Genomic DNA, 25,093 nt, shown 5'->3' on the forward strand with positions numbered 1-25,093 from the left:
GTGCCTGACGCCCGTGCTTACCATGCGCCATGGATCTACTGGGCGGCGGCGATGAGAACGCCCCTGTCGTACCCCTCCGTGCTCTTGCGACGGCGCTCGGCGCTGCCGTGGTCTGGGGTACCAGGGAGGACGCCGACGTCAGCGACGTGATCATCGCGGAGCCGGGAGAGACGCCCGCGGCCGTTCCCCGCGCGCTGGTCCTGGCCGTCGGCGCGCGTGATGCCGCCGCCGTGAACGCCGTAACCTCCGCCGGGAAGACGGGAGCGAGTGCCGTGGCAGTCCGGCTCAAGGACGGTGAGAGCGCCGTCCCCGAGCTCTTGCGGATCGCCGGCGAGGCATCGGGTGTCGCCGTGCTCGGCATACCGAGCGGCACCCGGTGGGAGCAGGTGGAGACCGAAGCGCGGCGGATACGTCAAGGCGGACCCGGAGACCCGCAGCCGGCCATGCGCGGTGACCTGTTCTCTCTCGCCCAGACCTTGGCGACCCTCAGCCACGGCGTGGTCAGCATCGAGGACAACGGATACCGAGTTCTCGCCTACGCCGGACCGGGCGACGAGGCCGATGAGCTGCGCCGGCAGTCCATACTCGGCCGTCAGTGCCCGGAGCCCTACCTGGCGCTGCTGCGGGAATGGGGCGTGTACCGGCGCGCCCGTTCGGGCGGCGAGACGGTCGAGGTAGAGGCGCGGCCGGACATGGGCCTGAGGCGTCGGCTGGTGATCGGCATCAGCGCGGGCGGGCGCCCACTCGGAACGATCTGGGTACAGGAGGGCAACCGCCCTCTCGCGCAGAACACCGAGCAGACGCTGCGCGGCGCCGCACGGCTCGCCGCACCGCAACTGATCGACCACTACTACGAGGGCGACTCGACAGCCCGGCTGCTCTCCCGCTCCGACCTCGCCCACAGTCTGCTGACCGGGCGCTTCAATTCCGCGGCCCTCGCTGCCCACTTCGGGATCGAACCTTCCGCCGCTGCCGCCGTTGTCGCCTTCGATCTGCGCGAGCGACCGAACGGCGAGGAAGGCGGCGACACTTCCTGGCAGGAGGCGCGGCGCGCCGAGGCTGCCGAGATCATCGCCGTACACGCGGCCGCGGGACGGAAGAACGCGCTCGTAGCACAGGCATGCGGGCAGATCTACGCCATGCTGCCGGAGCCGGCCGCCGTCTGTGCGGGGCACCGGGTCGACGCCCCCGATTCCGACGACGCACCGCTCGTACGGTGGGCCACCGAGGTCGTGTCGGCGCTGCACCGGCACACGAATACTCCGGTGCAGGCCGTTGTCGCCGGCACGGCCGCGTGTCTGGAGGACATCCCCGCTGTCAAACTGCGAGGGCACCACGCTCTGCAGATCATGGCCCGCACTCCGGAGCGCGCGGTCGGCACCCACCGCGAGCTGGCCGCTTCCCTGATGGTGCGCGACCTGTTGCGGCTTCTGGAGGAACACGAGGAGATCCGCGACCGCGCGCTGCAGGAACTGGTCGCGCGGGACGCGGAGCAGGGAACCCAGCTGGCCGAGTCGCTGTTGCGCTACCTCGACGCCTTCGGCGACGTCTCCGAGGCGGCGAAGACCCTGAACATCCATCCCAACACCCTGCGTTACCGGGTGCGCAGGGCCGCGGCAATGACCGGCCTGGACCTGGACGACCCGGAACACCGGCTGGTCGCGATGCTCCAGCTCCGTCTCGGCCGAGTCTCCCCGGGGCTGAGAACCGATCCGTTCCCCGCCTCCTGACGGGTCACGAGAACACCGGCTCGATCGCCTTCCCCTCAGGCGGTCAGCTCAGCCGCGCCATGGGTCCCTCGCGCGACGGCTGATCCACGCCGACAGGCCACGTCCCGTACATCGCGCAGTTCACTCAGGCCCGAAGCATCCATGACTTGAAGATCGTTTCTTCGCCGGTGCCGTCTTCCGTCTTTGCGCACGCCGTCGCCCCGTTGACCGCCTTCAGGACGGCCGGCATCGACGGACATGAGGCGCACCCGTGAAGCACGAACCCCTTGTCGAGTGATCCAAGAAGGGCCCAACACTTCATGAAGCGACGCGATTTCGCCGCCGCCCTGACCGCGGGCGTGGCCGCCCCCGCGTTGCTGAGCGCGACCCCTGCGAGTGCGGCCGACCGGTCCGCCACCGGTCTGCTCCGCCACATGCGTGCCGTACTGGCCTCGGAACTTGACGACAAGGACACGGCCGAAGCCCTGGTCCCCCTTGTCTACGACGTGGGCTTTGACTGGCATCCGGAGACGGCGCCGTCGGCGGAGTGCGACTTCGTCGTGGCGTACGCCTTCGGCAACCGTCCCCCGGTCGGTGGCGGCGACCCGACCAAGGTCCGCTACGAACCGGGCCCGGTGAACGAGCAACTCGCGGACACGGTCGCCAAGGTCCGAGCCCGGCGGGATGTCCCCGTCTACGCCCAGTGGGAGATAGCCCGCTTCCTCGACTCGAAGTACGGGATGTCCGACGTCACTTCGATCGAGCCGGTGATCGCGCCGGACGGGACGATCACCTATCTGAGCACCGACGGGGTCGCCGCCCAGGTTCTGGAGGCCCGCAAGAAGGTCCCGGGCGGTGTCGGCACCGCCTGCGTCATCGGCTTCCGCGACCACCACAAGCGCTGCGTCCAGACCACCCGCGACCGCGGCATGAAGGCGTACGCTCCCCGCGGCTTCGCCATGCCGCACACGTACGACACCGAGTCGGGTCAGGCCTGGACCCGCCGCCGCGACCTCTACCTCGTACACGACATGTTGGCTCAGTGGACTGTGCTGCACGCCAAGCAGATAGCCGAGGCTTACCCGAACGGCTGACCAAGCGCTGACGGTCGCACTCGGATGCCGCCCTACGCGGCGCCCCGCAGGACCTCGAACGCCTCCTTCAGCAGCGCGGTGAAGTCGTCGACGGAGCGATGGTCCGCGTCCCCGGTGCTGTCGGAGGAGTAGGCGATCAGGGCGCTGCGGACGGCGGCGACCGCCGCGCGGGCCAATACCGAGGCGCGCAGTGCGCGCTTGTGGGACGGCTCGTCGGGCGCCTGCTGCGCGAAGCGCGTCTTGAGCGCGTCGGCGATGCCGTCCTCGAAGGAGGTCAGCACGTGGGTGCGCGGCGCGTTGCCCGACAGGGAGCGGGGCGGTGCGCCGACGAAGAGGATGGCCAGTCCCGAGTCGAGCTCGGCGGCGGCTGTGAGCAGGCCGTTCAGGACGGCGGAGAGCGGGGGCTCTGCCGAGGGCCGCCGGGGGATCTCCCTCTTCAACAAGGGCACCAGGTCGAGGATCTCGGCGAAGATCAGGTCTTCCTTCGAGGGGAAGTAGCGGAAAAAGGTGCGCTCGGTGACCCCGGCCGCCGCGGCGATGTCCTTGACCGCCGTCTCCTGGTAGCCGTGCTCCGCGAACATGCGGGCGGCCGCCTGCTGCAGTGCCTGGCGGGTGGCGGCCTTCTTCCGGGCCCTCCGCCCCTCCTCGGGTCCGCTTTCCACGTTGACGGATTCGGCGCGCATGCCCTGCTCGTTCACGGCCTCATCCTGTCACGCACCGCAGGCACCGTTCTGTCGCGTTCATGTCTATCGCGTTCCCCAAAAACTGTCAGTCCTGACACTTTGTGTATCGTGTCAGTCATGACACTTTTTCGCGGTCTACTGCGCCGCGCCCGGTCGCGGCCCCGCACCGCGGTCGCCGCGGTCACCGTCCTCGCCCTGGCCGGCGCCGTGGGCACGGCCGAGCTGACGGTGCGCGGCCGGGTGGCCGACCGGTTCGCCACCGCGGCCGAGCACCGGCTGGGGAAGACCCCCGACGTCGGCCTGGGCAGCACACCGGCGCTGTGGCAGCTGGCCCAGGGCGTCTATCCCGAGGTCGAGCTGGAGGCCGCCGGGGCGTCCGTGAACCAGTTTCACGATCTCGACATCGATGCCCGGCTCCGCGACGTGCGCCCCGGCGCCGGCGCGGTCACGGTGCGGTCGACCACCGTGGACGTCGGAATCGGCACCGAGTCCCTCGCCGGCGACCAGCTGCGGCAGATGAACGGCACGATGGCGGCCGACCCCGCGAGCGGACGTCTGATCGTCCACGCCGGTCCGGGAGGCGCGGTCGCCATTCCCCTGAAGCCCTCTCTGCACGGCATGTCGATCGAGATCACTCCCGAGCAGCCCACGTTCAACGGCAACCCCCTGCCCGAGGCCCTGTCGGAAAAGCTCACCGAAAAGGCCCGGCGCACCGTTGAACTGGCCGACCTGCCACTGGAGTTGAAGCCGCAGCGGCTCACCGTCACCGACAACGGCCTGAGCCTGTCCCTCCGCGGCGGCCCCGCCACCCTCGACGTCTGACCCACCGGCGTCCCCCGGCGGCCCGCGACCTTCGACGTCTGACCCACCGGCGCCCCCACGCGGTCCGACCCGCCTCTCCGGTCCTGATCCCCGGACGTGCCGCTCGCACTTCGTCACCCCCCTCAAGGAGCACGACTCATGGCTTCCCTGCTCTACCGGCTCGGCCGAGGCGCCTTCCGGCACCGACGTTCCGTGCTGGCCGCATGGCTGGCGGTGCTGGCCGCCGTGATCGCCTGTCTGGTCGCCTTCGGCGGCCAGACCGACGACGAGTTCACCATCCCGGGCTCGGAATCCCAGCAGGCCATGGACACCCTGAAGGCGTCACTGCCCTCCGCGGCCGGAACCAGCGCGCAGATCGTGTTCGTCGCGCCGAAGGGGCACGAGACAACCGAGCCGCGGTACGCGTCCGTGATCAGCGCCACGATGGCGAAGGCCGACAAGGCACCCCAGGTCGCCGCGGTCACCGACCCCATACAGAGCAGGACGATCTCGCCCGAGCACACGACCGCGCTCGGCCAGGTGCGGTACCAGGTCGGCAAGGCCGACCTGGCGGACACCAGCCTGCCCGCCCTGGAGAAGACCACACAGGCGGCCAAGGACGCCGGTCTCACCGTGGAGGTCGGCGGATCCGCCTACGGCAGCGGCGCCCGCAGCGAGGGCGGCCACTCCAAGGAACTGCTGGGCCTGGTGGTGGCCCTCTGCGTGCTGGCCATCACCTTCGGATCGCTCTTCGCCGCGGGCATGCCCCTGCTGACCGCCGTGACCGGGGTCGCCACCACCCTGCTCGGACTCCAGGCGCTGACCGGCGTGTTCACCGTCTCCAGCACCGCGCCCTCGCTCGCCTCGATGCTCGGGCTCGCGGTCGGTATCGACTACGCCCTGTTCATCCTCTCCCGCCACCGCTCCCAGCTCGCCACCGGCATGGCCACCGAGGAGTCGGCGGCGACCGCCACCGCGACCGCCGGCAGCGCGGTCGTCTTCGCCGGACTGACCGTCGTCATCGCGCTCGCCGGACTGGCCGTCGTACGCATTCCCTTCCTCACCGTCATGGGCCTGGCCGGAGCAGCCGCCGTACTGATCGCCGTCGCCGTCGCGCTCACGATGCTCCCCGCCCTGATGGGCTTCGCCGGCGAGCGGCTGCGCCCGAAGGCGGGCTCCCGCGCCGACCGCCGCGAGCGGGCGGCCCACGGCACCGGCCACAGTGCCAAGCGCGCCTTCGGAGAGCGGTGGGGCGCTCTCGCGATCCGCCGCCCGCTGGTCACCCTGGTCGCCGTGCTCGTCGGCCTGCTCGCCCTCGCCGCACCCGCGCGGGACCTCCAACTCGCCCTGCCCGACAACGGATCCGCCCCCGCGGCCAGTGGCCAGCGCAAGGCGTACGACATCATCTCGGACTCCTTCGGGCCCGGCTTCAACGGCCCGCTGATGATCCTCGCCGACACCTCCCGGGCCAAGGACCCGCAGCAGGCCACGGCCGCCCTCAGCAAGGACCTCAAGGAGACACCGGGCGTCGCCACGGTCGGCAGGCCCCAGCTCACCAAGGACGGAGACGCCGTCCTCCAGGTCGTGCCGCAGACCGGACCCGACGACGAGAAGACCAAGGACCTCGCGGAGCACATCCGGGACGAGGCCCCCGACTGGCAGGAGAAGACCGGCGCCGAGCTCTCGGTGACCGGCACCACGGCCGTCGGCATCGACGTCTCCGCCCGCCTCGCCGACTCCCTCCTCCCCTTCGCACTGGTCGTGGTCGGCCTGTCCCTGCTGCTCCTGCTGCTGGTCTTCCGTTCCCTGGTCGTCCCGCTCAAGGCGAGCCTCGGATTCCTGCTCTCCGTGGCGGCCACGTTCGGCGCGGTCGTCGCCGTCTTCCAGTGGGGCTGGCTGGCCGGCCTGCTGGGGGTGGAGGAGACCGGACCGGTCGTCAGCATCCTGCCGGTCCTGGTGATGGCCGTGCTCTTCGGCCTCGCGATGGACTACGAGATGTTCCTCGTGAGTCGGATGCGGGAGGCGTACGTCCATGGGGCGGGCCCCCGGGAGGCGATCCTGTCCGGGTCCCGGCACGCCTCGCGCGTGGTGACCGCCGCGGCGCTCATCATGTTCGGCGTCTTCGCGAGCTTCGTGCCCGGTGGCAGTTCGATGCTCAAGCCGATCGCCTTCGCGCTGGCCTTCGGCGTGCTCGTCGACGCGGTCGTGGTCCGCATGACGCTGGTCCCGGCTGTCCTCGCGCTGGTCGGCCGGGCCGCCTGGTGGCTGCCGAGGTGGCTCGACCGGCTGTTGCCGGACGTCGACATCGAGGGCGAGCGACTCAGCCGGGCGGCTACGGCGGCGGAGGGTGCCGGGCCGGACACCGACGCGCCCGGCACGCAGGTGGGGGCGGCCGACATCCCGTATCCGCAGTCGGGCATCCGGTAGCGGTTCCGGTCCATCCGTAGAACAGACCAAGTATCTCGGGCTGCTGCCGCCCACAACGGCGGCAGCAGCCCGAGATACTTGTGTGCCCGGGCGCTGCCCGGTCCGTCACTCCTCGCCCAGATACGCCTTACGCACACTGTCGTCGTGCAGCAGCCGTTCGCCGCTGCCCGACAGGACCACCCGGCCGGTCTCCATCACATACGCCTGGTCGGCGAGGGAGAGCGCGGCGCGCGCGTTCTGCTCGACGAGGAGGATGGTGGTGCCGGTCGCCTTCAGCTCGGCCACGGTCGCCATGATCTTCTTCATCATGATCGGCGAGAGGCCCATGGACGGCTCGTCCAGCATCAGCAGCCGGGGACGGCACATCAGGGCTCGCGCCATGGCCAGCATCTGCTGCTCGCCGCCGGAGAGGGTTCCGGCCGGCTGGATGCGCCGTTCGCGCAGCCGCGGGAAGAGCGTGTACGCCCGCTCCGTGTCGTCCGCGATGCCGTCGGCGTCCTTGCGCAGAAACGCGCCGAGCAGCAGGTTCTCCTCGACGGTCAGCCGGGGGAAGATGTGCCGGCCTTCCGGGGAGTGCGCCAGGCCGAGGGCCACGACCTTGTGCGCCGGCACGCCCGCGAGGTCCTGCCCGGCGAAACGCACCCGGCCGCCCGAAGGCGTCAGCAGGCCGCTGAGCGTGTGCAGCGTGGTCGTCTTGCCGGCGCCGTTGGTGCCGATGAGCGTGACGGCCTGCCCCTCCTCCACGGAGAAGGAGATGCCCTTGACCGCCTCCACCTTTCCGTAGGCGACCCGCAGGTCCTCGACCTCCAGCAGCGCGGTCATGCGGTCCTCTCCTGATTCGGGTCACGGGTCGCGGCTTCGTCGCCCTCGTCCAGGGGTGGTGGCTCATCGTCCGGCGCGCCGAGGTAGGCCTCCACGACCCGCTCGTCCGCCTGTACGTCCCCGGGCGCGCCCTCGATGAGCTTGGAGCCCTGGACCAGGACGGCGACCCGGTCGCAGAGGTTCATGATGAACCGCATGTCGTGCTCGATGACGAGGACGGCGATGCCCTGGTCACGGACAGCGTGGACCAGCTCCTCGGTCTCCCTGGTCTCCTGGGGGTTCATGCCGGCCGTCGGCTCGTCGAGCAGCAGCAGCTTCGGTTCGCTGGCCAGCGCGCGGGCGATCTCCAGACGGCGCTGGGCCCCGTACGAGAGGTTGCGGGCGAGCTGGTTCCCTTGCCCGCCCAGACCGACGAACTCCAGCAACTCCCCGGCCCTGGAATGGGATTCGCGCTCCTCACGGCGGTAGCGCGGGCCGCGTCCGATCGCGGAGAGGAGGCCGGCCGTGGTGCGGGTGTGGCGGCCCACGATCACGTTCTCCAGCACGGTCATGTTGGCGAAGAGGCGGATGTTCTGGAAGGTGCGGGCGACTCCGGCCCGCGTCACCTTGGCGGGTCTCGGCGGCAACGCCGCGCCGTCGAAGCGGACTTCACCGTCCGTGGGGACGTACAGACCGGTCAGGCAGTTGAAGAAGGTGGTCTTGCCCGCGCCGTTGGGACCGATCAGGCCGACGATCTGGCCCCGGCCCACCGTCAGGTCCACGCCGTCGACGGCGGTCAGGCCGCCGAACCGCATGGTCACACGGCGGGCCTCGAGCAGCGGCGAGGTGCCCGTGCCGGGGGCTTCGAGGACGGGTGGGGTGCTCATACGGTGGCCTCCGCGGCCACCTGGCGCGCCTCGGCGCCGGAGACCTGCTCGTCGTGGAACTCGAGTTGGTGCTTGCGGTCGGGCACCAGACCCTCGGGGCGGAACCGCATCATCACGATCAGCGCGAGGCCGAACAGCATCATCTGGTACCTGTTGAAGAACTCGAACTTCGCCGGGATCAGGTACAGGAGTGCCGCCCCGACGAGTGGCCCGGAGATGGTGCCCATGCCGCCGAGGACCACCGCGGCCAGCAGGAACGCCGAGTTGGGTGGTGCGGTGTCGGCGAACTTGTAGTTGTCGGGAACGGCGTTGGTCTGCAGGTGCGCCATGACCGTGCCCGCCAGTCCCGCGAGGGAGGCACCGAGCCCGAAGGCGAGGAGCTTGAACCGGAAGCCCTCGATGCCCATGGCGGTGGCGGCCTTCTCGTCCTCGCGCAGCGCGATCCAGGCCCGTCCGACCCGGGAGTCGCCCGCCCGCGCGTACACGAAGACGATGACGGCGATCACCGCGAGCAGCAGCAGGTAGTAGTTGGCGAACCTGCCGAAGGAGACACCGAGGATGGTGTGCGGTGCGCCGAAGTCGAAGCCGAACAGCTCGATGTCGGGTATGGCGTTGATTCCGTTGGGGCCGTTGGTCAGCGAGGGTCCCGAGGTGCCGTCGAGGTTGTTGACGGTGATGCGGAAGATCTCGCCGAAGCCGAGGGTGACGATGGCGAGGTAGTCACCGTGCAGCCGCAGGGTGGGCGCGCCGATGATCAGGCCCGCGAGGAGTGAGACTCCCATCCCGAGCAGGGCGGTGGCCCAGAACGGCCAGGGCGCGATGTGGAACGTGGAGAACGTCGAGCCGGAGACGAGCGCCGCCGAGTACGCACCCGTGCCGAGGAACGCGACATAGCCGAGGTCCAGCAGTCCCACCAGGCCGACGACGATGTTGAGGCCGAGCGCGACCGCCGCGAAGACGAGGATGTTGTCGGCGATCGCCGTGTACTGGTCGCCGGTCTGGGTGAAGGGGAAGACCAGCGCCGAGGCCAGCGCCGCGACCGCGACCCGATGGCGGGCGTTGATCTCACTGATCCGTCGCGTGACCCCCGCGACGGACAGCGCGCGGGCACCGAACCCCGCGGCGGGCAGGAAGGCCAGGAAGTCCTCGGCCGAGTCCGTGGTGATGCCGTACGTCAGCACGAACATGGCGGCCAGGAACACCACGGTGATCAGGGCGACTTCGACCGCCCAGGGCAGCCGCACGCCCTTCGGCGGCGACTCGGCCGTGTCGTCGGCCAGCGCGTGCGCCCCGGTCGCGAGGAGCAGTACGGCGACGGCGGCGAGCCAGCCGCCCGGCTCGACGTTGACGGCGCCGCCCAGGGTGATGGCGATCGCCGCGACGGTGACCCAGGTGGTGGTCAGCGCCGCGAGCGAGGCGGCCCGCAGTGCGCGTACGGCTCCCGCGGGCGCCAGCCGGCGCACACCCGGAACCCCGAAGGCGGCGGCTGCGAACATCGTGGCGAGCAGTCCGGTGACCAGCGTGACGACCTGGCTTCCCCCCGGGTAGCCGTTGAGCGTGAGATTGCCGGGGTAGGCGGCGGTCCATGTCCAGGCGAGGAACGGGGAGGCGAGCGTCAGCGCCGCACCCGTGGCGGTGAGGGCCTGCGCGACACGGGAACTCATCTTGATCGTCATGTCGGTCACGCCCTGTCCGCGATGCGTTCGCCCAGCAGGCCCTGTGGTCTGATCAGCAGGACGACGATGAGGATCACGAAGGCCCACACGTCCTTCCACACGGATCCGCCGAACATCTGCAGCGACGGCAGATGCGGCAGCAGCCCCGAGGCCAGGGATTCGGCGACACCGAGGACGACCCCGCCGAGCATGGCGCCCCGGATGTTGCCGATGCCGCCCAGCACGGCGGCCGTGAAGCCCTTCAGGCCCGCGATGAACCCCATGTTGTACGAGATGCTCCCGAGCCTGAGCCCCTGGGTGAGGCAGGCGACCGCCGCCAGGACCGCGCCGACGGCGAAGGCGACGACGATGACACGGTCCGTGTCGATGCCCATGAGGCGGGCGGTCTTCGGATCCTGGGCGGTGGCCTGCATGGCCCGCCCGGTGCGGGTGCGGCCCACGAAGTACGTGAGTCCGGTCATCGCGCCCGCCGCGACGACGAGCGTGAGGATCGCGGCGTACGAGACGGTCACGCCGCCCAGACGCAGGGGCCCGCCGTCGAGTTGGGGGAAGGGGACGGGGGCGGTGATGCCCATCGACTCGCCGGGCAGCGTGAAGAAGTTGAAGACGACCTGCTGAAGGAAGAGCGACAGGCCGATCGCGGTGATCAGCGGCGCCAGCCGCGGAGCGTTGCGCAGCGGGCGGTAGGTGAAGCGTTCGGCGGCCACCGCGGCGGTGACCGAGACCAGGACGCCGACGACCAGCATGACCGGCAGCGCGGCCCACAGGGAGATCTCGTGCAGGGCGGGCACCCAGGCGTAGGCGAACAGGGCGCCGAAGCCGCCCAGCATGAAGATCTCGCCATGGGCGAAGTTGATGATCTGGAGGATGCCGTAGACCATCGTGTAGCCGACGGCTATCAGGCCGTACATGGAACCGAGGACCAGGCCGTCGGTGAGAAGTTGCAGGAAGTCCGTGAAGGTCACCCGGGGTACCTAACGTGCGAAAACGTGCGAAAGCAGAGGGTGCGGGGGTGCGGGCGCTCCGTTGGCCGGGCGTTCGGCGGCGGAGCGCCCGCGTGGGTTACGGCTACTTGACGGTCACGATCTTGACGCCGTTCTTCCAGGCGCCGTTCTTCACGCAGTTGACGCTGATGACCTGGTTCACGCTGTCGCCGTACTCGTCGAAGCCGACCTCGCCGGTGGCGCCGTCGAACGCGACCTGCTGCATGGCCGCGACGACCTTCGGCCGCAGCTGCGTGAGGTCGCCCGCCTTGCCGCCGTTGGCGTCGACCGCGGCGCCGACCGCCTTGATCAGCGCGGTCGTCGCGTCGTAGACGTACGCGCCGAAGACGCCGTACCCCTCGGAGTAACCGGCCGCCTTGTAGTCGGCGACGAACGACTTCGCGGAGTCGAGGGAGTCGATCGGGGCGCCGTCCGAGTGTGCGCACACGCCGTTCGCGGCCTTGGCGCCGGCCAGCGGGATGAGCTGGTCGTCCTTGACGGCGTCGCCGCCGCCCATCGGACCGTCGAACCCGGCCGCGACGAGCTGCTTCTTCAACGGTCCGGCCTGCGGGTACTCACCACCGTAGAACACACCCTGGGCGCCCGAGGACTTCACGCTGTTGACGACGGCCGCGTAGTCGGCCTCGTCCGGGTTGATGGACTGGTGGATGGTGACCTTGCCGCCCAGCTTCTTGTACGCGTCGGTGAAGTTCTCGACGATGCCGGTGCCGTAGGTCTTCTTGTCGTCCACCGTGGCGATCTTCTTGACCTTGAGGTCCTTGTAGAAGTACTCGGCCATCACGGGAGCGGCCACGGCGTCGGTGCTGATGGTGCGGAAGTAGTTGTCGTACTGCCGCTTCGGCGCCGTCTTGTAGTCGGCGCCCTGGGTGAGGGTCGCGGCGGTGTTGGCGCCCGACACCTGCACCATCGTCGCGTCGTGCAAGGTGGACTGCATCGCTGCGGACACCGAGGAGTTGTACGCACCGACGACGCCGACGACGCTGTTGTCGGCGACGAACGCGGCGGCGTTCTGCTGGCCGATGTTCGGGGTCGCCTGGTCGTCCTTGGAGGCCAGCTTGAACGTGACGCCCGGCACCACCTTGTCGGCGTTGGCCTTCTTCACGGCCAACTCGGCGGAGTTCTTCATGCCCAGGCCGACGGCGGCCAGATCCTTCGACAGCGGGGCGTCGAAGCCGATGGTGATCGTCGTGCCCGTGCTCGCGGACGAGCCGGTGTCGTCGCCCTCGTCGCGGCTGCCGCACGCGGTCAGCGTCAGTGCCCCGGCCAACAGCGGGACACCGAATTTCAGCAGACGAGTGTGGTGCATGGATGCCTCCCCAGAAAGTTCCGCAGAACCGCGCCGGGGCATGGCCCCTCGGCGTTCCCTGGCCGGGAACTGCTGTGCGCGGTGGCTGAACGCTAGGCGTGCGGCGACCCTGTTACCTCTGTTCCCCAGGCAGATGTCGAGGGTCTGTTGTTGTCCGCCGGGACAACGCCGGTAGCACGGCTGTCACATGCCGCGCTCACCCGCGGTCCTGCCCACGGATCTTGCGCAGCTCCAGCATGGCCACGAGCCGTTGGTCGGGGTCGTGCAGATCGAGTCCGCTGAGCTGCACGGCCCGCCGGATGCGGTGGCGAAGGGTGTTGGGGTGGATGTGGAGCCTCTCCGCCACCTCCTTCACCTCGCCGAAGGCATCGAGGTACTGCAGAAGCGACCCGCACAGGTCCGTGCCGTGCCTGCGGTCGTGGTCGGCCAGGATTCGTACCGCGGGGTCTTGAATGGCCGGGTGGTCGGCGAGGAGGTCGAGCACCTGGCCCAGGACGACGGCGGCGCGCACCTGTGCGTACGTCGCCACCGGCCGGCTCGGTTCCCGCTCCATGACGCGCAGGATGCGGTCTGCCGAAAGCCTGGCCGCCGGGGCCTCCGTGAGCGTTCGTACGGGCGGGGCGATGGCGGCCTGGACGGGAGTGCCCAGGTGGCGCCGGAGGGTGGCCACGAGCTCGGCGGTCCACGTGAGCAGGGTCGACTCCGCGACAGAGTCGGCTTGGGAGGTGTTCGCGGCCTGGTCGGGGCCCGTGCCCGACTCCGGGACGAGCACGTAGAGCCGCCCGTCGAGCGGGGCGGCGACCGCGGTGCGCCGGTACGCCGCGGCGTGCACGGAGACGATCTCGGTGGTGCGCGCCCGGCCCAGTTCCAGTGACGGACCGTCCATGTCGTCCCGTTCACGCAGGTCGATGCCGATCACGGTCGCCGCGCAGTCCGGCATGACGCCGAGTTGTCCCGCCAGCGAACCGGGCGGCAGCCGCCCCTCCAGGAGCCCGGCGGCCAGTTCCTCACGCAGCACGCTGTGCCGTCCGGGTCCTCCGGGGTGCCGGATGAGCAGCAGCGTGGCGAGCCGGGCCGCACCCTTCAGCAGCTCACCGGTCCGCTCCGCCAGCGGCGCCGGTCCCTCCTGGACCCAGATGGTGCCCAGCAGCCTGCTGCCCGCGGTGACGCCGGCCACCACCCGGCGGCGTGCGCCGAGCTCCGGACGCTCGGCGACCTCCAGGACCTCCTCGCCGGCGCGCAGTCGCGCATACACACCTGCCTCGCGCAGCACCGCCAGATATCCCTCGGGACAGGCCTGGCCCAGGATCGACAGCCGACGCACCTCGTCGACCCGGTCGCCGGAGCGGGAGTAGGCCAGCACGCGGTTGGCGGTGTCCTCGACGCTCACGATGCCGCCGGTGAGCGAAGCCAGGGTCTGCGCGAGCGAGAACAGATCGTTGTCGGCGTACTGCCCGGCGAGATCCGGTGCCTGGTGCACCGTGTCCACGACCGTCCGGGCCACCGCCTCGACCTGCTCCCAACGGGCCCCGTCACTCACCCCCAGCAGTGCCACCCCGCACTCGGACGCGGCCCGGCGCAGTGCCTCCACGTCAGCGGGGTCCGCGCCCGTCCGCACGGCGACGGCCGTCGCACCGCACCGTCCGGCCGCCATCACCGCCCCCAGCGCGGCCCGGCCCCGCGCTCCGATGACGAGCACCAGCGCCTCGTCGTGGGAGCGAAGCTCGTCATCGGGCTCCGCGATCACCACCGACGTCAGCGGACGCTCGGTACCCAGCGGCGCGACGAGGAGATCCACCAGAGGACCGGAGAGGGTCGTTACGACATGCTGCAGCTGGACGACAGCGGGCACGGAGGGATCCGGGGGCGTGTACATGAGGCTCTCCGAGGAAGCCGGACGGGACCGCCGCACGCTAACTTCCCCCTCCGACCAGCGGAGTTGTCCGCCGGAACAACAACGGTCCCCTGGAACTGTCCCGCCGGGCAAAGCCACACGACGTCTCACTGTGGCTCAATGTTCCGACAGGCCCTTCCGGCTCGAACCCGGCGACCTTGTCGTGCTCGCCATCCCGCCGCAGGCGTTTCCCCGGTTCGCCGCCGCGCAGGCGTCCGGCACCTTCACCGACTGCACGGACGTCTCGGTGATGGCCGGTGTCGACATCCCCACGCGGGATGCCTGCGGTCCGCGCTCGTACGGGCCGCACGCCGGGCGGGTGAACTCGAGGGGGGGAGTGTTCACCCGCCCGGCCATTGACCTCGCAGCCGGGAAGCCGTTCACACCCCAGGCCCTTCGACCTTGACCGCTGAGGTGACGAACCCGGGATCCGACGGGGTTCCGTGCCGCAGCTCCACGTACCAGGCCATGCTCGTGTCCGCGGGAAAGGGGACGCTGACGCGGTACGTCCCGTCGGCTGTCTGTGTCATGGCGGTCAGGGACCACTTGGCCTGGCGCCAGTCCGTGCCGCGGACGCCGGCGGTGGCGAGGTGGGCCGCCGTGATCGGAATGTTCGTACGTGTGGTCACGGTGAGGTGATCGGAGGACCGCTCGGCCGTCAGGTTGTCGAGGGTGGGCAGGGGGCGTCCGTGGGCGAGGTGGTCCAGCCACATCCGCCAGGCGGCGAGGATCTTCTGGGAAGCCCAGGTGTGGGTGAGGTCGTCGACGGCGAGGAGTGTGGTCGGTCCCTTCGCGTGCCGCATGCTCTGCGCGACGTCCACGGCGAAGAACGGATCGTTCGTGCCGTTGACGACGAGCCATGGCGTCGTGAGGGAGTCGCGCCAGAAGTACGGGTCGAATCGCTTGAGCGCCTCGAAGCCGAGCGGGGTGTTGAACATCCTCAACTGCGTGTCGGCGGAGAGGAATCCGAGGCCCTCCCTGCGCACTGAAGGGCCGGCGACGTCCATGCCGAGCTGACCGATCTTGCGGGCGGTGGCCTCCAGCATGTTCATCCCGTTGGTGCCCGTCGTCACGATGCCGGCGAGGCGGTCGGGGTCCACTCCTGTCGCGATGCTCGAGCCGATGCCGCGCTTGGAGTGGCCGAACAGCACGGCCTTGCGGACGCCGAGTCCCGGGAGAGTCGTCAGGAGGGTGATGGCGCGCAGATAGGACGTGGCGACGGGGTAGTAGCCGTACCAGGTGAAGTCGCCCGTCTCGAAGAACTTCCGGTTGCTGTAGCCGTTGAGGTCCGACTCGTTCATGTCGATGGGGAGTTCGGGAGGGGTCGCGAAGACCATGACCGGAATGCCGAGATCGACGGCGACGCCTTCCGCGTACTCCTTCTCCGTCTCCTGGCCGGTCTCCGGGATGACACGGCGCTCGTTGCCGGGTTCCGTCCAGAAGTCGGCCTCGGTGCCGATGATGCCCGCGATTCCGTGGGCCGGGGGATGTTCAAGGGTGTGGGCGGGGGCGTAGACGTGGACGGGGTGACGCCATGTCATGCCGTGCCACCGCTGGCTGGTGAAGGTCAGGACGATCGTCCGCACGCGGGCGCCGGGCCGGGCGGCGCTCTCCTCGACCGCGTCCTTCTCGATCACCACGTCGAGACTCTCGGTGTCGTACAGCTCGCCGAGGTCGAAGAGGCCGGCGGGACCGACGTGCTTCCATGCGTAGTCACCGGCCGCCGTGTACGCCGAGATCGTCGAGTCGGTCATATGTTCTCCACTGCGGTGTCGGTACGGGTGGCGCGGGTGCCCGGGGCTGGTGTCGTGCCCCCGCCGGATGCGGCGTCCTCCAGGCTCACGCCCGTGGAACGCGGCCCGAAGAGGTACACGGCGCATCCGCCCGTGGCGGCGAGGGCGGCGAGGAGAACGAAGACGGCCGTGTAGCCGAGACCTCCGTACACGGCGGTCACCAGGGCGGGGCTTGCGAAGTTGACGATCCGCGAGAGTGCGTTGGCGGTGCCGGAGCCGACGGCACGGATCCGGGTGGGGAACACCTCGGCGGAGTAGACCTGCATGAAGGGCACGGCCATCTGGAACAGCAGGCTGACGGCGAATCCGAAGACGAGGATCGTCGCGGGGGACCGGGCCACGCTGAACAGCAGCAGCACGGTCGCGGTCAGGGCGCCGAGGACCAGCTGCGTCGTGCGCCGGTCCCAGCGGTCGATGAGCGGTGCGGCGACGATCGCGCCGATGGGGGCCGCCGTGGCGAGGACGGCGGAAAGCAGCAGCGTGTCGTCGAGGGTGAGGCCGTTGTCCTTGAGGAGGGTGGGGGTCCAGGTGGTGAAGGCGGAGTACGCGAGAAGGCCGGTGGTCCACAGGGCCGTCACGACGAGGAACCTGCGCCGGTACGCGCCGGTGATCAGGCCGACCGCACGGACGCGGGGCCTCGCTGCGGTACCGGCCCCGGCTCCGTCGGGGGATCGGGACGGCGCCGGGTCCGACGGCTCCACCCCGCAAGCGCGCTCGATGGCGCGGACGACCTCGTGGGCGCGCTCCGTCTGTCCGTGAGCGGCCAGCCAGCGCGGGCTCTCCGGCACCCACCGCCACACGAGCACGGCGAAGACGGCCCCGCACGCTCCCAGCCCGAACAGCAGACGCCATCCCCAACTCCATTGCGGCAGAAGGAAATACCCCGACCAGGCGGCGATCGGGATGCCGAGGGATCCGAGAGCCACCTTGTAGGTCTGCATGCGTCCGCGAGCGGCGGCGGGCACGAACTCGGAGAGGACGACGATGGCGACCACCGCCGTGCCCTGCGCGCCGAACTGCACGGCGGTGCGTGCCACCAGGAGTTGTTCCGGCGACTGCACCGAGGTGGCCGACAGGGCGGCCAGGCAGTAGACGGCGGCGAAGGCGAGGAGCGTGCGGCGTCGCCCGACCCGGTCGGCCAGCCAGCCGCCCAGGACACCGCCGGCGAACGCGCCGAGCGAGCTGACCGCGACGACCGCCGCGAGCCCGGAGATCGGCAGGTCCCACTGTTCGCGCAGGATGGGTGCGGCGAATGCGAAGGAGTGGGTCTCGATCCACTCGAAGACGATCATTCCGGCCAGCGCGACCACGAGTCTGCGGTGGAACGAGGTGAGGGGGAGCCGGTCGAGCCGGTCTCCCACGCTTCGGGCGGGGACGACAGTGTCCACGGTGAGCTGACCTCCGGTGCGGGGTTCGTGCGAGGACGGGGCGGATCAGGCCTTTCAGGTACGGGAGTTGGGCCGCTCGGTTCGCGGTGAGGTCAACCGCGTGGCCGGTCACCGAGAAGCAACGAGCCCGCGATGGCGTTCCGCTGGATCTCGGAGGAGCCGGTGAGGATCCGGAACATCCGCAACTGCCGGAACAACAGCTCTACTTCGGAGCCGCGGACGAGTCCGGCCTTGCCGTGGATCTGTACGGCGTCGTCGGCGATGCGGAAGGCGTTCTCGGCGACGAAGAGCTTGCACATGAACGCTTCCGTGCGCGGCTCGTCGCCGGCGTCCAGGGCGGCGAGCGCGTCGTACGTCATGGCGCGCGCCGCGTAGTAGGCGGCTGCCATGTCGGCGAGCTTGTGCTGGATGGACTGCAGGGCACCGAGCGGGGCGCCGAAGACCTGCCGGGTCCGGGCGAAGTCGACGCTGAGCGCGAGGGCACGGCGGGCGCCGCCGAGGGCGGTCGGGCAGTGCAGGAGGCGGTTGGTGGTGACGCGGCCCAGACCGATGCGCAGGCCGTCGCCGACGTCGCCGAGGAGCTGTCCGGGGCCGACGTAGCAGTCGTCGAGGACGATGTCGCTCTCGATGTGCTCGCCGGACATCGGGGTCTCGCCCGCCTCGACGGTGACGCCGGGTGCGTCGAGGTCGACAAGGAACGCGGAGAACCTCGGCTTGCCCGGCGGGGTGCCGTCCTCGGGCTCCGGCTCGGCCATGCGCGCGATGAGGACCGAGAAGTCGGCGAAGGGCCCCGCGGAGGAGAACACCTTGTGGCCGGTGAGGCGCCAGCCCTCGCCGTCCGGAGTGGCGGTGGTGCGCATGGCGCGTACGTCGGAGCCCGCGTCGGTCTCGGTGAGCGAGAAGCAGCAGGCGCGTTCGCCCCGGATGACGGGCAGCAGGTACTTCTCCAGCTGGTGGTCGGTGGCGTACTGGAGGATGGATCCCGCGCGCAGCGGCCCGCCCATCTCGCCGAGCACGCTGTGCTGCAGCACCCGGCCGGAGGCGCCCACTTCCTCCTTCAGGGCGGCGAGTTCGGTGAAGGTCAGGCCCTGACCGCCCTGCTCCACGGGCAGGTGGATGCCGTAGAAGCCGAGTTCGCGGCTGCGTTTCCAGACGGGTTCGAGCATCGAGCGGGTGTAGACGGATTCGTGGGTGAGGCCCAAGTCGGCTTCATAGGCGGCGAGTTCGCCGTCGAGGTAGGTCCGCAGGCGGCCGACGAGGTCGGCGAGGCGGGGGTTGTCGTCGTAGCCGGGGGTGAGGGAGAAGGGCATGGCTGTGCGGCTCCAGTCGTGGGGGCAGGGGGCGGGTCAGTGGACCTTGCGTATGGCGCCCGCCCAGTAGGGGTCGCGGACGGCGCGCCGGTCGGTCTTGCCGTTGCGGTTGACCGGGAGCTCGTCCACGAAGTCGACCGACCTGGGCTTCTTGATGCGGGCCAGGCGCTCGGCGCAGAACTCGATGAGTTCGCCCTCGGACAGCGCGGCGCTCTCGCGCCGTACGACGACCGCCTTGACGGCCTCGCCCCACTGCACGTCCGGTACGCCCACCACGCACGCCTCCGCGACGGCGGGGTGCTCGTACAGGACGGCCTCGACCTCGCTGCAGTAGATGTTGAAGCCGCCGGAGATGATCATGTCCTTCTTGCGGTCGACGATGAACAGATAGCCGTCCGCGCGCAGGTAGCCGATGTCGCCGGTGTGCACCCAGCCGTCGCGGAAGGTCTCGGCGGACAGCTCCGGCTCTTTCCAGTACGCGCGCACGCAGTCCGGCCCGCGCGCGACGATCTCGCCGAGGCTCCCGGCCGGTACGGGCTTGCCGCTGTCGTCGACGACCCGCACCTCCGTGTCGAAGACGGGCCGCCCGCACGACATCAGCAGGTCCGGGTCGGAGGTGATGCCGGCCGCCACGTCCTCGGCGGTCAGCACGGTGATGCCGCTGGTCGTCTCCCCGAGTCCGTACCCCTGCATGAGTACGGGCCCGAACGCCTCGACCGCCTGGCGCAGCCGCTGCGGTGACACCGGTGCGCCCCCGACGCGCACGGAGGTGAGGGACGACAGGTCGTGCCCGGCGAGGCTCGGGTGGGCCAGCACCATGTTCAGCATGGTGGGCACGAGGAAGGTCGTCGTGATCCGTTCGGCCTCGACGGTGCGCAGGAACAGCTCCGCGTCCCACTTGGGCAGTACGACGACGGTCGAGCCACGCGACAGGGACGCGAGGAGCCCCATGCCGGTGGCGTGGGTGATGGGTCCGGCGGCGAGATAGCGCTCGGCCGTGGAGGGACCGCCGCCCGGGGTCATCAGGAGTTTGCGCATGTTGGCGAGCCGGTTGCCCTGGGTCTGCACGGCGGCCTTGAGTTTGCCGGTGGAGCCCGAGGTGAAGTTCAGTACGGCGGGATCGTCCTCGCTCACGTCTACGGCGACGGGCTCGGAGGCCGTGCCCTCGGCCAGCAGGTCGCTGTAGTGCGTGACGCCTTCGACGGTGTTGTCGTAGTCGACGACCAGGCAGTCGGCGCCGGCGCGGGCGACGGCACGACGTGCGACCTCGGCGTGCGCGGTATCGGTGAACAGGACCTGTACGGCGGCGTAGTCGAGGATGTGCTCGACTTCCTCCGCGGCGAGGCGCGAGTTGATCGGCACGCGCAGGAAGCCGCCCTTGCACAGGGCCATCTCCGTCTCGACGAGCTGCCCGCAGTTGCCCGCGAAGGTCGCGACGGCCTGCCCCGGCTGAACGCCGCGCACGAGGAGAGCGGACGCGAGCCGGTTGGTGGAGTCCTCCAACTCCCGGTAGCTCCAGCGCTGTTCCTCGCAGACCAGAGCCTCCTGATCGGGCCAGAACGTGCTGCTGCGGCTGAGGTAGCTGCCCAGGTTCACCGGCGAACCACATCCCTCTCGACACTCGTGCGACCGGCAGATATTTGCCTTGATGACCAATGCTGGACAGCGTGTCTAGAAACAGTCGGACTGTCAATGGAGGTGTAACCTGCAACACGATCAGGACTGCGAGGAGGACCGATGTCGCCAGAGGTGGGGGACCGCCGTGTACGACGCAGCCGACGTCTGCTCAGGGACGCGCTGGTGTCACTGGTGCTGGAACGGGGCTACGCGGACATCAAGGTCGAGGACATCACCGAGCGTGCCGACCTGGGACGCGCGACGTTCTACAGCCACTACACGGACAAGGACGACCTGCTCGGCCAGGTCGTGACCGACCTCCAGGAGGAGCTGGACCGCCGGCTCCGGCCACTCCTGGCCGCCGACGCGCAGGGCTTCACCGGCAAACCGGTCCTGGAGATGTTCCGGCACGCCGACGAGGAGCGAGACGCCTACCGGGTCGTGCTGCGCGGTGAGGGCGACGGGCGGGCGCTGCGCCAGCTCGTGGAGGCACGGACCCAGGCGGCGGCCGCGGTGTTCAGCGCCCGTGCCGAGCACTTCGGGGTGACCCCCCGCATCGACGTCGAGGTGCTCGCCCGCGCCTGGGTCGGCGAGCAGATCTCCGTACTCCAGTGGTGGCTGGAGGCCGATCCGCGCCCACTGTCGCCCGAGGCGGTCACCGAGATGCTTCTCGACCTGTCGCTGAGGGGGCGGTACTGGGCGAACGGGTTCGAGGGGCGGCCACCCGTGGTCGGCGCAGAAGGTGGACCAGAGCGCCGGTAACCGGAGCCGGTCCAGACCGAGGCCGCTACGGCGCTGTGACGTACGAGGCGGCGGACGCTCTGCGTGGGGGCGACCAACCCTAGAGCCAGTCCCGCCGCTTGAAAATCACGTACGAACTGGCGCATACGATCCCCATCGAGCCGATCGCGAAGGGGTATCCGAACCCCCAGTGCAGCTCGGGCATGTGGGAGAAGTTCATGCCGTAGATCGTCCCAACGAGTGTGGGAGCAAGCAGAATCGCCGCCCAGCTCGAGATCTCCTTGAAGTTGTCTACCTGAGGGGCGCTGACCTGCGGCGATACGGCTCTGGCGGCCTCTGGCTACTCCCCAGATTCTCCCCAGCGAGGGTGTCCCGCAGGGATCCGCGCCACGTGTGCTCGTGCTCGCCGATCCTGTGCCCGCATGGGTTGACCGGGTTGCGTTCAGGCCGTCTGCGACTCGCAGCGACACCTGGCCACGCTCGGTGCGGCGTCGAGCGATGAGTTCCGATGCGAAGAGAGGTCTTCTTGGTCGAACGTGCCCCCGAGGTGCCGATAGAGAGGCTGCTCGGTCCTCGGATCGTGGGTACGTACCAACTCGGCCAAGACTGATGCCCAGCAGGGAGACCCCAGCGTGAGCGACCTTGTCGTCCAGAAGATCGTCCGGCCCGAGCGTGTGGTATCGGGCCCGTGGTTGGAGGTGATCGCCTCGAATCTCGACTACCACCGAGCGACCTTCCTGTGGAAGTGCGAGGGTCTCTCGGACGCACAGCTGCGGCTACGTGCTGTGGGGTCGTCGGCGTTGACCCTGCTGGGGCTCATGCGCCATCTGCAGGGGGTCGAGCGTGCCTGGTTCCAGCGGACGTTGGCCGGCACGACGCCTGACTTCTTCCCGTATCGGACCTATGCCACCGCTGACGGCGGCGAGTGGTACGACGAGTCGGACGCCACGCCGGCCAGGGACGTCTACGCGGACTACCTGAAGGCGTGCGAGGAGTCGCGGCAGGTGTTCGCGAGGGTGACCGTCGACCTCGCGCGCATTGTGCCGAACCGGGAATTCGGTGACACCGACGTGCGGTTCGTCCTTGAGCACGTGATCGAGGAGTACGCCCGCCACGTCGGCCACGCGGACCTCCTCCGCGAGGCCATCGACGGCACCACCGGCGAGTAGCCGACCGCTGCGCCCTAGCAGGAGACCGCCCAGATCGGAGCGCGGCTCATTCTCCCGGGATTCTCCCCAGCGGCCTCGGAAGCGCCGTCGGAGCCCGTGATCCGGGCCGCAGCCACTCACGGGCACGCCACTCAGGGCGATTACTCAGAGCCAGTCTTTCCGTTTGAAGATGACGTACAAACTGGTGCATACGACCGCCATCAGGAGAATCGCGAAGGGATACCCGAGCACCCAGTGCAACTCCGGCATCCGGTCGAAGTTCATCCCGTAGATCGTCCCCACCAGCGTCGGCGCGAACAAAATCGCCGCCCACGACGAAATCTTCTTGATCTCCTCGTTCTGTTCGAAGCCCGCCTCCGCCAGTGCGCGCATCTCGGCGTTCTGTTGTTGGGTGACGAGGGTGGCGTTGACGGTGAGGATGTCGGTGAGGGCCTGGCGGAAGCCGTCGACGCGTTCGCTGGTGTGGGTGACGTGGTCGGCGACGTCGCGGAGGTAGCGCTGGAGTTCCTCTTCGGTGCCGTACTTGGCGAAACCCGCCATCAGGCCGTGCAGCATGCCGACCAGCGGGCGCGTGGCGCGCTGGAACTCGACCATTTCGCGGGAGAGTTCATAGATGCGGCGGGACACCTCGGGGTCGCCTCGGAAGACCTCGGTCTCGATCTCGTCGATGTCGTTCTGGACGCCGGAGACGACGGGGACGTAGCCGTCGACCACGGAGTCGAGGATCGCGTAGAGGACGGCCTCGGGGCCGAGCTTCAGCAGCTCAGGGGTGTCCTCCATGCGGCGGCGCACCGCCGACAGGTCCGGCGCCGCGCCGTGCCGGACGGTGATCACGAAGTCGGGGCCCACGAAGACGTGCAGTTCGCCGAAGTAGACCTCCTCGGCCGCGTCCAGATAGCGGGCCGCGCTCAGGACGACGAAGAGCGTGTCGCCGTAGCGCTCCAGCTTCGGACGCTGGTGTGCCTCCATCGCGTCCTCGACGGCGAGTGGATGCAGGTCGAACTCGGCCGCCAGGGAGAGGAGTTCGGCCTCCGTGGGGCGGGCCAGGCCGATCCACGCCATGCCGGACGGCTGGTCGCGCAGCTCTCGGAACGTGTCGGCGAGGGAAGCGGGGGTGGAGACGCGCACACCGTCGCGGTACAGGGCCGCCTGTACGACGCTGTCGGCGGCGGCGGGTTCCGGCTCCGGGGGGTCGGCGGGCGGCGCCGGGGGTGTCACGCCGGTCGCGGCGGGCGGGTTCAGGGCGCGTCGCCAGACGGGCATTCTGCCGTTCTTGGCGGCCGGACGGGGGCGTCGCTCGGACATTGCGGCTGCCTCCCAAGTCGCAGGTACGTCGCTGTGATCACGGAGAAGGATATACGGGTCATATGTCGCGGGCGGGCAGTGGGCGTACCGTCCGGGCGGGTCCGGCCGGGCATGCCCGTGGAGGGTCTCACGGATTGCGGACAGAAGGTGTCCGCAAGCCCCGTTAGCGTGCACAGCATGACGACGACGACGAAGGCGAAGGCGAACGCGGACGCGAGCGGTGTGGACGGGAGTGGGAACAGGGGGCGCGGCGTCGGCGCCCACCCCGCACCCCTGCTCGACCCGCGCGCTCTCAATCGCGCGACCCTCGCCCGCCAGCTCCTGCTGCGCCGGTCCGCCGGGCGTGGCGTCACGGACGCGGTCCGGCACCTCGTGGGTCTCCAGGCGCAGAACGTGAAGCCGCCGTACTACGCCCTCGCCGCCCGACTGGAAGGATTCCGGCCCGAGGAGCTGTCGACGGCCATGGAGGACCGTGCCGTCGTCCGCATCGTGACCCTGCGCTCCACCATCCACACCCACACCGCCGACGACGCCCTCACCCTGCGACCGCTCGTGCAGGGGGCCCGCGACCGGGAGCTGAACAACTTCCGCAAGGGGCTCGCGGGTGTCGACCTGGACCGGCTCGCCGTGATCGCCCGGGAGCTGGTGGAGGCCGAACCGCGCACGATGAAACAGCTGCGTGAGGAACTGCTCGTCCACTGGCCGGACGCCGACCCCTTCGCGCTCTCGGTCGCCGCCCGCTGCCGGCTGCCGCTCGTCCAGGTCACCCCGCGCGGACTGTGGGGCCGCAGCGGCCAGGTCACGCTGACCACCGCCGAACACTGGCTGGGCCGTCCCACCGAGCCGTCCCCGGGCCCCGACGCGGCCGTCCTGCGCTACCTCGCCGCGTTCGGGCCCGCCTCCGTGAAGGACATGCAGACCTGGGCGGGGCTGACCCGGCTGCGCGAGGCCTTCGAACGCCTGCGCCCGCGACTGCTCACCTTCCGTGACGAGAACGGCGTCGAACTCTTCGACCTCCCCGACGCGCCCCGCCCCGACGCCGACACCCCGGCCCCGCCCCGTTTCCTGCCCGAGTTCGACAACCTGCTCCTCTCGCACGCCGACCGCTCCCGGGTGGTGCCCGCCGGCCTCAAAGGGCGTACCTGGGCGGGCAACCAGGCGTACTGCACGCTGCTCGTCGACGGCTTCCTGGGGGGCCTGTGGCGACAGGAGGGGGACGTGCTCACCATCGAACCCTTCGGCCGGCTCACGAAGGTCCAGCGGGAGGAGGTGGTGGCGGAGGCCGAGGGGCTGCTCCGGACACTGCTCGGCGCGTCGGCGTCGTACGACGTCCGCTTCGGGACCGTGGCCGCGTAAGCCACGTACGCAACCCGAACCGCGTACGCCACTTGAGCCATACACATCACCCGAACCGCGTACGCCACTTGAGCCATACACATCATCCGAACCACGTACGCCACTTGAGCCATACGCGTCACCCGAGCCGCG

The 25,093-nt window shown here is 70.0% G+C and carries 19 protein-coding genes and 1 pseudogene; 7 read left to right on the forward strand and 13 right to left on the reverse strand.

Features of this window, described 5'->3' with window-relative positions; translation table 11 throughout:
• The first annotated feature begins 29 nt into the window (after window positions 1-29).
• Entirely contained in the window at window positions 30-1,730 is a 1,701-nt protein-coding gene (locus AQJ27_RS40555; protein ID WP_067380545.1) for a helix-turn-helix domain-containing protein, read from the forward strand.
• A 299-nt stretch (window positions 1,731-2,029) separates the two neighbouring features.
• Window positions 2,030-2,803, forward strand: a complete 774-nt coding sequence (locus AQJ27_RS40560) for a hypothetical protein (protein WP_067380548.1) — start codon at window positions 2,030-2,032, stop codon at window positions 2,801-2,803.
• Between the two features lie 32 nt (window positions 2,804-2,835).
• Here the strand turns inward: AQJ27_RS40560 and AQJ27_RS40565 are convergent, their stop codons facing one another.
• The gene (locus tag AQJ27_RS40565) at window positions 2,836-3,501 is read right to left on the reverse strand and encodes a TetR family transcriptional regulator (protein ID WP_067380551.1); all 666 of its coding nucleotides are present in this window, start codon (window positions 3,499-3,501) and stop codon (window positions 2,836-2,838) included.
• Between the two features lie 102 nt (window positions 3,502-3,603).
• Here AQJ27_RS40565 and AQJ27_RS40570 point away from each other — a divergent pair, with 102 nt between their 5' ends.
• Both AQJ27_RS40570 and AQJ27_RS40575 read left to right on the forward strand, forming a co-directional pair.
• Window positions 3,604-4,308, forward strand: coding sequence for an LmeA family phospholipid-binding protein (locus AQJ27_RS40570; RefSeq protein ID WP_067380554.1), 705 nt, complete (start codon window positions 3,604-3,606; stop codon window positions 4,306-4,308).
• Between the two features lie 138 nt (window positions 4,309-4,446).
• A complete protein-coding gene (locus tag AQJ27_RS40575) occupies window positions 4,447-6,714 on the forward strand; it encodes an MMPL family transporter (protein ID WP_067380557.1) in 2,268 nt (755 codons plus the stop codon).
• Window positions 6,715-6,819: 105 nt separating this feature from the next.
• Here AQJ27_RS40575 and AQJ27_RS40580 read toward each other — a convergent pair whose 3' ends face one another.
• The 10 genes from AQJ27_RS40580 to AQJ27_RS40630 all read right to left on the reverse strand — a co-directional run bounded on the left by AQJ27_RS40580 (window position 6,820) and on the right by AQJ27_RS40630 (window position 20,369).
• Window positions 6,820-7,536 carry an ABC transporter ATP-binding protein gene (locus tag AQJ27_RS40580; protein WP_067380560.1) on the reverse strand — a complete coding sequence of 239 codons (717 nt, stop codon included), beginning with the start codon at window positions 7,534-7,536 and terminating at the stop codon, window positions 6,820-6,822.
• On the reverse strand, window positions 7,533-8,402 hold the full coding sequence (locus tag AQJ27_RS40585) for an ABC transporter ATP-binding protein (protein ID WP_067380563.1): 870 nt from the start codon (window positions 8,400-8,402) through the stop codon (window positions 7,533-7,535). The genes AQJ27_RS40580 and AQJ27_RS40585 overlap by 4 nt, the downstream gene beginning before the upstream one ends.
• On the reverse strand, window positions 8,399-10,078 hold the full coding sequence (locus AQJ27_RS40590) for a branched-chain amino acid ABC transporter permease (protein ID WP_067380770.1): 1,680 nt from the start codon (window positions 10,076-10,078) through the stop codon (window positions 8,399-8,401). Before AQJ27_RS40590 ends, AQJ27_RS40585 begins: the two co-directional genes overlap by 4 nt.
• Before the next feature lie 5 nt (window positions 10,079-10,083).
• Window positions 10,084-10,989 (reverse strand): branched-chain amino acid ABC transporter permease, encoded by a 906-nt coding sequence (locus tag AQJ27_RS40595; protein WP_067380773.1) that lies wholly within the window; start codon window positions 10,987-10,989, stop codon window positions 10,084-10,086.
• A gap of 157 nt (window positions 10,990-11,146) precedes the next feature.
• On the reverse strand, window positions 11,147-12,388 hold the full coding sequence (locus AQJ27_RS40600; RefSeq protein WP_067380567.1) for a branched-chain amino acid ABC transporter substrate-binding protein: 1,242 nt from the start codon (window positions 12,386-12,388) through the stop codon (window positions 11,147-11,149).
• A 196-nt stretch (window positions 12,389-12,584) separates the two neighbouring features.
• Entirely contained in the window at window positions 12,585-14,264 is a 1,680-nt protein-coding gene (locus AQJ27_RS40605; protein WP_067380569.1) for a PucR family transcriptional regulator, read from the reverse strand.
• 398 nt (window positions 14,265-14,662) lie between these two features.
• On the reverse strand, window positions 14,663-16,036 hold the full coding sequence (locus tag AQJ27_RS40615; protein WP_067380576.1) for a PhoPQ-activated protein PqaA family protein: 1,374 nt from the start codon (window positions 16,034-16,036) through the stop codon (window positions 14,663-14,665).
• Window positions 16,033-17,463: an MFS transporter gene (locus tag AQJ27_RS40620; protein WP_067380579.1), complete on the reverse strand. Its 1,431-nt coding sequence runs from the start codon at window positions 17,461-17,463 to the stop codon at window positions 16,033-16,035. Before AQJ27_RS40620 ends, AQJ27_RS40615 begins: the two co-directional genes overlap by 4 nt.
• A 92-nt stretch (window positions 17,464-17,555) precedes the next feature.
• Window positions 17,556-18,773, reverse strand: a complete 1,218-nt coding sequence (locus AQJ27_RS40625) for an acyl-CoA dehydrogenase family protein (protein ID WP_067380582.1) — start codon at window positions 18,771-18,773, stop codon at window positions 17,556-17,558.
• 36 nt (window positions 18,774-18,809) lie between these two features.
• Entirely contained in the window at window positions 18,810-20,369 is a 1,560-nt protein-coding gene (locus tag AQJ27_RS40630; protein WP_067380585.1) for an acyl-CoA synthetase, read from the reverse strand.
• Window positions 20,370-20,510: 141 nt separating this feature from the next.
• Between AQJ27_RS40630 and AQJ27_RS40635 the strand changes: the two genes are divergently transcribed.
• Complete coding sequence (locus tag AQJ27_RS40635; protein ID WP_067380588.1) at window positions 20,511-21,152, forward strand: TetR/AcrR family transcriptional regulator; 642 nt, start codon at window positions 20,511-20,513, stop codon at window positions 21,150-21,152.
• Between the two features lie 79 nt (window positions 21,153-21,231).
• Here AQJ27_RS40635 and AQJ27_RS53240 read toward each other — a convergent pair.
• Window positions 21,232-21,429, reverse strand: a pseudogene (locus AQJ27_RS53240) (CorA family divalent cation transporter); the annotation flags it as partial.
• Between the two features lie 334 nt (window positions 21,430-21,763).
• On the opposite strand from AQJ27_RS53240, the gene AQJ27_RS40640 reads away from it, so the two are divergent.
• Window positions 21,764-22,300, forward strand: coding sequence for a DinB family protein (locus AQJ27_RS40640; RefSeq protein WP_079065626.1), 537 nt, complete (start codon window positions 21,764-21,766; stop codon window positions 22,298-22,300).
• Between the two features lie 144 nt (window positions 22,301-22,444).
• Here the strand turns inward: AQJ27_RS40640 and AQJ27_RS40645 are convergent, their stop codons facing one another.
• Window positions 22,445-23,605, reverse strand: a complete 1,161-nt coding sequence (locus AQJ27_RS40645; protein ID WP_067380591.1) for a magnesium and cobalt transport protein CorA — start codon at window positions 23,603-23,605, stop codon at window positions 22,445-22,447.
• 177 nt (window positions 23,606-23,782) lie between these two features.
• Between AQJ27_RS40645 and AQJ27_RS40650 the strand changes: the two genes are divergently transcribed.
• Entirely contained in the window at window positions 23,783-24,961 is a 1,179-nt protein-coding gene (locus AQJ27_RS40650) for a winged helix DNA-binding domain-containing protein (protein ID WP_079065628.1), read from the forward strand.
• Window positions 24,962-25,093: the final 132 nt, after the last annotated feature.

Origin of the sequence: Streptomyces olivochromogenes (assembly GCF_001514115.1) — a bacterium.
GTDB lineage: Bacteria > Actinomycetota > Actinomycetes > Streptomycetales > Streptomycetaceae > Streptomyces > Streptomyces olivochromogenes.

What these genes read in the sequence shown, in the direction of transcription:
- AQJ27_RS40625 (WP_067380582.1), bottom strand. Translation starts at nt 18,773, where the DNA reads ATGCCCTTCTCCCTCACCCCCGGCTACGACGACAACCCCCGCCTCGCC.
- AQJ27_RS40580 (WP_067380560.1), bottom strand. Translation starts at nt 7,536, where the DNA reads ATGACCGCGCTGCTGGAGGTCGAGGACCTGCGGGTCGCCTACGGAAAG.
- AQJ27_RS40590 (WP_067380770.1), bottom strand. Translation starts at nt 10,078, where the DNA reads ATGACGATCAAGATGAGTTCCCGTGTCGCGCAGGCCCTCACCGCCACG.
- AQJ27_RS40595 (WP_067380773.1), bottom strand. Translation starts at nt 10,989, where the DNA reads ATGTACGGCCTGATAGCCGTCGGCTACACGATGGTCTACGGCATCCTC.
- AQJ27_RS40555 (WP_067380545.1), top strand. Translation starts at nt 30, where the DNA reads ATGGATCTACTGGGCGGCGGCGATGAGAACGCCCCTGTCGTACCCCTC.
- AQJ27_RS40605 (WP_067380569.1), bottom strand. Translation starts at nt 14,264, where the DNA reads ATGTACACGCCCCCGGATCCCTCCGTGCCCGCTGTCGTCCAGCTGCAG.
- AQJ27_RS40600 (WP_067380567.1), bottom strand. Translation starts at nt 12,388, where the DNA reads ATGCACCACACTCGTCTGCTGAAATTCGGTGTCCCGCTGTTGGCCGGG.
- AQJ27_RS40570 (WP_067380554.1), top strand. Translation starts at nt 3,604, where the DNA reads ATGACACTTTTTCGCGGTCTACTGCGCCGCGCCCGGTCGCGGCCCCGC.
- AQJ27_RS40560 (WP_067380548.1), top strand. Translation starts at nt 2,030, where the DNA reads ATGAAGCGACGCGATTTCGCCGCCGCCCTGACCGCGGGCGTGGCCGCC.
- AQJ27_RS40650 (WP_079065628.1), top strand. Translation starts at nt 23,783, where the DNA reads ATGACGACGACGACGAAGGCGAAGGCGAACGCGGACGCGAGCGGTGTG.
- AQJ27_RS40585 (WP_067380563.1), bottom strand. Translation starts at nt 8,402, where the DNA reads ATGAGCACCCCACCCGTCCTCGAAGCCCCCGGCACGGGCACCTCGCCG.
- AQJ27_RS40645 (WP_067380591.1), bottom strand. Translation starts at nt 23,605, where the DNA reads ATGTCCGAGCGACGCCCCCGTCCGGCCGCCAAGAACGGCAGAATGCCC.
- AQJ27_RS40635 (WP_067380588.1), top strand. Translation starts at nt 20,511, where the DNA reads ATGTCGCCAGAGGTGGGGGACCGCCGTGTACGACGCAGCCGACGTCTG.
- AQJ27_RS40575 (WP_067380557.1), top strand. Translation starts at nt 4,447, where the DNA reads ATGGCTTCCCTGCTCTACCGGCTCGGCCGAGGCGCCTTCCGGCACCGA.
- AQJ27_RS40615 (WP_067380576.1), bottom strand. Translation starts at nt 16,036, where the DNA reads ATGACCGACTCGACGATCTCGGCGTACACGGCGGCCGGTGACTACGCA.